The following is a 1,102-nucleotide window of genomic DNA, read 5'->3' as shown; positions in this document are numbered from 1 at the left end:
GCGATTAAGCGATAACTTTAGCAACAACGCCCGCACCAACAGTACGGCCGCCTTCACGGATTGCGAAACGCAGACCGTCGTCCATCGCGATCGGGTGGATCAGGGTAACAACCATTTTGATGTTGTCGCCCGGCATAACCATCTCAACACCTTCCGGCAGTTCGATGGTGCCAGTCACGTCAGTTGTACGGAAGTAGAACTGCGGACGGTAGCCTTTGAAGAACGGAGTATGACGGCCGCCTTCTTCTTTGGACAGGATGTACACTTCAGATTCGAACTTGGTGTGCGGCTTGATGGAGCCCGGCTTAGCCAGTACCTGACCACGTTCGATTTCTTCACGTTTGATACCACGCAGCAGAACACCTACGTTCTCACCAGCACGGCCTTCGTCCAGCAGTTTGCGGAACATTTCAACGCCGGTACAGGTAGATTTCGCGGTGTCTTTGATACCAACGATTTCAACTTCTTCACCGACTTTAACGATACCGCGCTCTACACGACCGGTAACAACAGTACCACGGCCGGAGATGGAGAATACGTCTTCGATAGGCAGCAGGAACGGCTTGTCAATCGCACGCTCTGGCTCTGGGATGTAGCTGTCCAGTGCTTCGGCCAGTTCTACAATCTTGTCTTCCCACTCGGCTTCGCCTTCCAGCGCTTTCAGCGCGGAACCGCGGATTACCGGCGTGTCGTCGCCCGGGAAGTCGTACTGAGACAGCAGCTCACGCACTTCCATCTCAACCAGTTCCAGCAGCTCTTCGTCATCAACCATGTCACATTTGTTCAGGAACACGATGATGAACGGAACGCCTACCTGACGACCCAGCAGGATGTGCTCACGGGTCTGCGGCATCGGGCCGTCAGTCGCAGCAACAACCAGGATTGCGCCGTCCATCTGCGCAGCACCGGTGATCATGTTTTTCACGTAGTCGGCGTGCCCTGGGCAGTCAACGTGCGCGTAGTGACGAGTCGGGGTATCGTACTCAACGTGAGAGGTGTTGATGGTGATACCACGTGCTTTTTCTTCCGGTGCGTTATCGATCTGGTCGAAAGCACGCGCCTGGCCACCGAATTTCTTAGCCAGTACGTTGGTGATTGCAGC

The 1,102-nt window shown here is 55.0% G+C and carries 1 protein-coding gene; it reads right to left on the bottom strand.

Annotated features, from left to right (window positions below; all coding sequences use genetic code 11):
* Positions 1–4: 4 nt before the first annotated feature.
* Positions 5–1,102: elongation factor Tu (gene tuf, locus CYR52_RS22155; RefSeq protein WP_101829453.1), on the bottom strand; the 1,098-nt coding region annotated here is incomplete at its 5' end.

The sequence above is a fragment of the Chimaeribacter arupi genome (assembly GCF_002858805.1).
In the GTDB taxonomy this organism is placed as follows: Bacteria; Pseudomonadota; Gammaproteobacteria; order Enterobacterales; family Enterobacteriaceae; genus Chimaeribacter; species Chimaeribacter arupi.
This window is presented reverse-complemented; position numbering and strand designations above follow the sequence as displayed.